We start from the raw sequence: 5390 nt of genomic DNA, 5'->3' as shown, positions 1-5390 counted from the left end.
CCGCCTGGCGGATCAGGATGTAGGACGAACCGTCCAGCTTGGAACCCGCCTCTTCGGCGGCTTCCTTGGCCTTGACGTTGCGCTCTTCGATGTCGGCGCGCTGGCCTTCGAAGACCTTCAGGTTGTTTTCGGTCGCGCGCAGGGCCTTGTGGCGGGGCAGCAGGAAGTTACGGGCGAAGCCGTCCTTCACCGTGACCGTTTCGCCAAGGGCGCCGAGGCGCTCGACGCGTTCGAGCAGAATGACTTTCATCTGTGCGGCCCTTCCTTACTTCACGACATAGGGCAGCAGGGCGAGGAAGCGGGCGCGCTTGATGGCCTTGGCCAGTTCACGTTGCTTCTTCGCCGAGACGGCGGTGATGCGCGAGGGGACGATCTTGCCGCGTTCGGAAACGTAGCGTTGCAGGAGCTTGACGTCCTTGTAGTCGATCTTCGGCGCGTTGGCGCCGGAGAACGGGCACACCTTGCGGCGGCGGAAGAACGGCCGGCGTTGGCCGCCCGCTGCACCGCCGGCGGCCGGGGCGTCGATGGTGGTTTCGTCGGTCATCAGAAGGCTCCTTCCTTGGCCGGGAAGTCGTCGCGGCGTTCGCGGTCGCGATCGCGGCGGGCGAGGATCGGCGAGAGCTCCAGCTCCAGTTCGTCGACGCGCACGGTGAGGTACCGCAGGACGTCTTCGTTGATGCTGAGCTGGCGCTCCATCTCTTTCACCGCCTCGGCGGGGCTGTCGATGGCCAGCAGGGAGTAGTGACCCTTGCGGTTCTTCTTGATCCGGTAGGTCAGGTTGCGAAGACCCCAGTACTCGATCTTGGCGACGGTCCCGCCGCCGGCCTCGATCAGGGATTTCATTGTATCGTTGAGGGCTTCAGCCTGTTGCGGCGAGATATCCTGCCGCGAGATGACGACGTGCTCGTAGAGCGCCATAGGTTCCTTCTTCCATTAGGAGGGCGGCGCGGCCGGCGGCGGAAGGTCCGCTGGTCCCGATGGATCTCTGGCGCGGCGGCCGGGATGGTCCCGGCCCATTGGCGTTCCGCGAGAGACCGCTCTCCGTGAAGAGGCGGGCTGATAGGGGAAAACCCGCTCGGGCGCAAGCTTCAAGGGTTGCGAGCCGAGCGGCGGGCGCGCAGCCTGCCCGGCAAACTCCAAGGGGGGAGACCATATGCTGAACCTTCGCCGCGCGGTTGCGGGACTTGCCGCCGCCGCCATCCTCGCCGGCACGCCCGCCCTCGGCGCCGAGGCGACCACGCCGAACCCCCATAGCGTCGAGCTGGCGAGGAAGCTCTTCACCGAGATGCACATGGATCAGCTTATGGGCAATATGCTGCGCCAGATGGGCCCCACGATCATCGCGCAGTCGCGGAAGAACAATCCAAACCTGACGCCGCAGGACGCCAAGGTGATCAACGACGCCGTGGCGGAGTCGATGGACAGCCTCATGCAGAAGGTGGTCGACCGGTCGATCCCGCTCTACGCCTCCACCTTCAGCGAGAAGGAGCTGCAGGATCTGGTCGACTTCTACGACAGCCCGAGCGGGCGGGCGATGTTGGCCAAGATGCCGGTCCTGATGTCGAAGATGACACCCATGATGACCGAGCTGATGCCCGAGATCGCCGGCGACATAAATCGGCGGGTCTGTTCGAGGATCGACTGCAGCAAGCGCGCCGCGCCGACAGCCCCCAAGGGCTGACCGGCGGGCGTCGCAGCGTTTCTTACTTCTTCAGCGCCTTCACCGCGGCCAGCGTCTTGCTGACGTGCTCGGAGGGGTCCATCGCCGAATAGACGTCGGCGACCTGGCCGTTCTTGGCGATCACATAGGAGGTGCGGCTCGACCAGTCGGGCTTCGCCGTCAGGACGGCGTCATATTCCTTGGCGATCTTGGCGCCGGGATCGGAGGCGACCGGGAACTTGCCGCCACAGTGCTCCGTCTCCTTCGAGAAGTCGGCCAGCTGGTCGGTGTTGCCGGCGGTCACGCCGATCACCGTGGCGTGCTCGGCCTTGAACTGGTCGATGGCCTCGGAGAACAGGTGGGCCTCGATGTTGCAGCCCTTGGTGTGGGCGGCGGGGAAGAAGTAGACCACCACCGGGCCCTTCTTCAGGGCGTCGGCGAGTTTGTAGGTGAAGGGCTGGCCGGCGAGGTAGGCCGGCGCGGTGAAGTCGGGCGCCTTGGCCCCGGCCTTCAGTTCGGCGGACGCCGATGTGGCGAGGGCGGCGACACCCAGAGCCGCGAGCATAGCAAGACGTTTCATGACCGTTCTTCCCTGAATTCTTGAGGACTCGAAGGCCGCTCTACACCCGAAGGCGCCGGTTGTCTTCGCAGCGCTGAAACGCGGCTCCTTGTTTACATCGTCAAGTTTTCAAAGGCCCGGTTCGACCAGGATCTTCACCTGCGCCTCGGGATCTGCGAGCGCCACGAAGGCGTCGGCGACGCCGTCCAATCCGACCTTGGCGGTGACCAGGCCCGAGACGTCGATCACGCCCTCGGAGATGTTGCGCAAGGTTCCGGCGAACTCCTCGGGCGTGTAGCCGAAGACGAAGGTCAGCTCGATTTCCTTGGTGATGGCGATGGAGGGCTCGATGCGGTCAGTCTCCATGCAGACACCGGCCACGATGATCTGGGCGCCGGCGGGCGCGGCCTCGATGAGGCCCTGCAGGACGCCGGGCGCGCCGACGCACTCGAAGACCACGGGGCGGCCGAAGCTTCGGCCCATCATGCGCATCATCTGCTGGGCGGCCCGGGCCTTGGGCACGCCCAGCCCCTCCCAACGGTCGTGCGGCGACTCCCGGGCAGGATCTATGACGATGTCGGCGCCCAGGCGCTCGGCGGCGGCGCGGCGGCGCGGGGAGAAGTCCGCGGCGATGACGGGGCCATGGCCCTCGGCCTTCAGCGCGGCGATCACCGCCAGGCCCACCGGGCCGCAGCCGACCACCAGGGCCACGGAGTCAGCGTCCATCCTCGCCTTGGCCACGGCGTGGAAGCCCACGGCGAACGGCTCGGTGAGCGCCGCCTGGTCCGTGGGAAGGCCGTTGGGGACCTCGAGCACCAGGGCCTCGCTCAGCAGCATGCGCTCCGCAAAACCGCCCGGCAGGCGGTTGGAGAAGCCCAGCAGCTCGACGCCGCCGGCGGTCAGGGTCGCCGGCACGCTGACCACCCGCGTGCCGGCCTTCAGGGCCTTCGACGAACCCGGGCCGTGGTCCAGGATCTCGGCGCAGAATTCGTGCCCGAACACGGTGTCCGCGGAAGGGTCGAACCCGTTGTCGGCCCCGCCGGCGCGGCGGGCGAGGTCGATCATATGCTCCATGTGGTGCAGGGCGTGCAGGTCCGAGCCGCAGATGCCGCAGGCCAGCGTCCTGACCAGCACCTGACCCTCGGCGGGCTCCAGTTCACCGATCTCGTCGCAGACCAGTTGCTTGTTGCGCCGAACCACCGCCCGCATGGGTCTCTCCCGTTCGCGCCCCCGATGCCAACTTGCCGCGCGTTGCCTTATTCCGTAACCCTCGCGCCGCTGAATCCATAGAGCCCGGAGCCAACCGATGAGCCTCGCCTTCCTTTTCCCCGGCCAGGGCAGCCAGGCCGTGGGCATGGGCTCCGACCTGGCCGAGGCGTTCGCGCCAGCCCGAGAGGTGTTCCAGGAGATCGACGAGGCGCTGGGCCAGAACCTGTCGCGGCTGATGCGCGACGGGCCGGAGGATCAGCTGACGCTGACCGAGAACGCCCAGCCGGCGCTGATGGCCGTCAGCCTGGCGGTGATGCGCACCCTGGAGAAGGAATTCGGCATCGGCGTCGACAAGGCGGCCTTCGTCGCCGGCCACAGCCTGGGGGAATACTCCGCACTGGCCGCCGCCGGCGCGATCAGCGTCGCCGACACCGCCCGGCTGCTGAAGCTGCGCGGCCAGGCCATGCAGCGCGCCGTGCCGGTGGGGGCAGGGGCCATGGCCTCGCTGATCGGGCCGAAGACCGACGTGGCCCTGGCCGAGGAGGCCGCGGCCGAGGGCGCCAAGATCGGCGTCTGCGTGGTCGCCAACGACAACAACCAGGGCAATGTGGTGATCTCCGGCGAGAAGGCTGCGGTCGACGCCGCCATCGAGAAGGCCAAGGCGCTGGGCGCCCGCGCCATTCCGCTGAACGTCTCCGCGCCCTTCCACTGCCCGCTGATGCAGCCGGCGGCCGACGAGATGGCCCGGGCGCTCGCCGAAGCCACGATCCTCGCGCCGCGGGCGCCTCTGGTCGCCAACGTCACCGCCCGGCCGACTCACGACCCGGAGGAGATCCGCCGGCTGCTGGTGGAGCAGGTGACGGGCCGTGTCCGCTGGCGCGAGAGCATCCTGTGGCTGGTGGAGCAGGGCGGGGTGACCCGCTTCGCGGAGGCCGGGGCCGGCAAAGTGCTGTCGGGCATGGCCAAGCGGATCGCGCCGGACGCCGAGGCGACGCCGCTGAACACCCCCGCCGACCTCGAAGCCTTCGCCAAGTCCTTATAGAGAGCCCGCATGTTCGACCTCACCGGCAAGACCGCCCTCGTCACCGGGGCCACCGGCGGCATCGGCGCCGAGATCGCACGCGCCCTGCACGCCCAGGGCGCGCATGTGGTGCTGTCCGGCACCCGCGAGGCGGTGCTGCAGGACTTGGCCCTGACGCTGGGCGGGCCCACCTACGCCGTCCCGGCCAACCTCTCCGATCCGGACGCGGTGGACGGGCTGGTGGACGCCGCCGAAGCCGCCGCGGGTCAGCCGCTCGACATCCTGGTGGCCAACGCCGGCATCACCAAGGACGGCCTGCTGCTGCGGATGAAGGACGACGACTGGGACACGGTCCTCAAGGTCAACCTGGAGAGCTATTTCCGGCTGTCCCGAGCGGCCATCAAGGGCATGATGCGGCGGCGCTCGGGCCGGATCATCGGAATCACCTCGATCGTCGGCGTGATGGGCAATCCCGGCCAGGCCAACTACGCCGCCTCCAAGGCCGGGATGATCGGTTTCTCCAAGGCGCTGGCCCAGGAAGTCGCGACCCGCGGGATCACCGTCAACTGCGTGGCGCCGGGTTTCATCGAAAGCCCGATGACCGACGCCCTGAGCGAGCAGCAGAAGAGCCACATCCTCTCGACCATCCCTGCCGGACGCCTGGGCGCGGGCGGCGACGTCGCCGCAGCCTGCGTCTATCTCGCGAGTCAGGAGGCCGCCTACGTCACCGGCCAGACGCTGCACGTGAACGGCGGCATGGCGATGATCTGACGCTCGCCACTCCGAGAGGAACATGCTACCCGGCGGCCCGAACCCATCGATCACCCCGGCGGCAGTTGACTTCACCGTCCGCGTCGCCGATGCAAAAGCCTGACTAAGCCTTGAGGGACCTACCTAATGTCCGACGTCCTAGAACGCGTCCGTAAGATCGTCATCGAACA

Annotated in this window: 8 protein-coding genes; 3 read left to right on the top strand and 5 right to left on the bottom strand. The window is 67.9% G+C overall.

Annotation, left to right across the window (positions count from 1 at the left end):
• From rplI to rpsF, 3 genes are all read right to left on the bottom strand, one after another.
• Positions 1-250: 50S ribosomal protein L9 (gene rplI, locus JWP28_RS08980; RefSeq protein ID WP_299542205.1), on the bottom strand; the 250-nt coding region annotated here is incomplete at its 3' end.
• Positions 251-265: 15 nt separating this feature from the next.
• Positions 266-544: a 30S ribosomal protein S18 gene (gene rpsR / locus JWP28_RS08975; RefSeq protein ID WP_299542203.1), complete on the bottom strand. Its 279-nt coding sequence runs from the start codon at positions 542-544 to the stop codon at positions 266-268.
• A complete protein-coding gene (rpsF, locus tag JWP28_RS08970; protein WP_299542201.1) occupies positions 544-918 on the bottom strand; it encodes a 30S ribosomal protein S6 in 375 nt (124 codons plus the stop codon). The genes rpsR and rpsF overlap by 1 nt, the downstream gene beginning before the upstream one ends.
• A gap of 235 nt (positions 919-1153) precedes the next feature.
• Between rpsF and JWP28_RS08965 the strand changes: the two genes are divergently transcribed.
• Positions 1154-1681 (top strand): DUF2059 domain-containing protein, encoded by a 528-nt coding sequence (locus JWP28_RS08965; RefSeq protein WP_299542199.1) that lies wholly within the window; start codon positions 1154-1156, stop codon positions 1679-1681.
• Positions 1682-1703: 22 nt separating this feature from the next.
• Here the strand turns inward: JWP28_RS08965 and JWP28_RS08960 are convergent, their stop codons facing one another.
• Both JWP28_RS08960 and JWP28_RS08955 read right to left on the bottom strand, forming a co-directional pair.
• Positions 1704-2240 (bottom strand): peroxiredoxin, encoded by a 537-nt coding sequence (locus JWP28_RS08960; RefSeq protein WP_299542197.1) that lies wholly within the window; start codon positions 2238-2240, stop codon positions 1704-1706.
• Positions 2241-2348: 108 nt separating this feature from the next.
• Positions 2349-3428: a zinc-binding dehydrogenase gene (locus JWP28_RS08955; RefSeq protein WP_299542195.1), complete on the bottom strand. Its 1080-nt coding sequence runs from the start codon at positions 3426-3428 to the stop codon at positions 2349-2351.
• Between the two features lie 97 nt (positions 3429-3525).
• On the opposite strand from JWP28_RS08955, the gene fabD reads away from it, so the two are divergent.
• Together fabD and fabG are read left to right on the top strand one after the other, a co-directional pair.
• Complete coding sequence (gene fabD / locus JWP28_RS08950; RefSeq protein ID WP_299542193.1) at positions 3526-4470, top strand: ACP S-malonyltransferase; 945 nt, start codon at positions 3526-3528, stop codon at positions 4468-4470.
• Positions 4471-4479: 9 nt separating this feature from the next.
• Positions 4480-5220, top strand: a complete 741-nt coding sequence (fabG, locus tag JWP28_RS08945; protein ID WP_299542191.1) for a 3-oxoacyl-[acyl-carrier-protein] reductase — start codon at positions 4480-4482, stop codon at positions 5218-5220.
• Positions 5221-5390: the final 170 nt, after the last annotated feature.

It is taken from the genome of Phenylobacterium sp., from assembly GCF_028290885.1.
Lineage (GTDB): Bacteria > Pseudomonadota > Alphaproteobacteria > Caulobacterales > Caulobacteraceae > Phenylobacterium.
Note: the sequence above shows the minus strand (reverse complement) of the source record. Positions and strands in the feature narration are given on the sequence as shown.

What these genes read in the sequence shown, in the direction of transcription:
- rpsR (WP_299542203.1), bottom strand. Translation starts at nt 544, where the DNA reads ATGACCGACGAAACCACCATCGACGCCCCGGCCGCCGGCGGTGCAGCG.
- rpsF (WP_299542201.1), bottom strand. Translation starts at nt 918, where the DNA reads ATGGCGCTCTACGAGCACGTCGTCATCTCGCGGCAGGATATCTCGCCG.
- JWP28_RS08965 (WP_299542199.1), top strand. Translation starts at nt 1,154, where the DNA reads ATGCTGAACCTTCGCCGCGCGGTTGCGGGACTTGCCGCCGCCGCCATC.
- JWP28_RS08960 (WP_299542197.1), bottom strand. Translation starts at nt 2,240, where the DNA reads ATGAAACGTCTTGCTATGCTCGCGGCTCTGGGTGTCGCCGCCCTCGCC.
- JWP28_RS08955 (WP_299542195.1), bottom strand. Translation starts at nt 3,428, where the DNA reads ATGCGGGCGGTGGTTCGGCGCAACAAGCAACTGGTCTGCGACGAGATC.
- fabD (WP_299542193.1), top strand. Translation starts at nt 3,526, where the DNA reads ATGAGCCTCGCCTTCCTTTTCCCCGGCCAGGGCAGCCAGGCCGTGGGC.
- fabG (WP_299542191.1), top strand. Translation starts at nt 4,480, where the DNA reads ATGTTCGACCTCACCGGCAAGACCGCCCTCGTCACCGGGGCCACCGGC.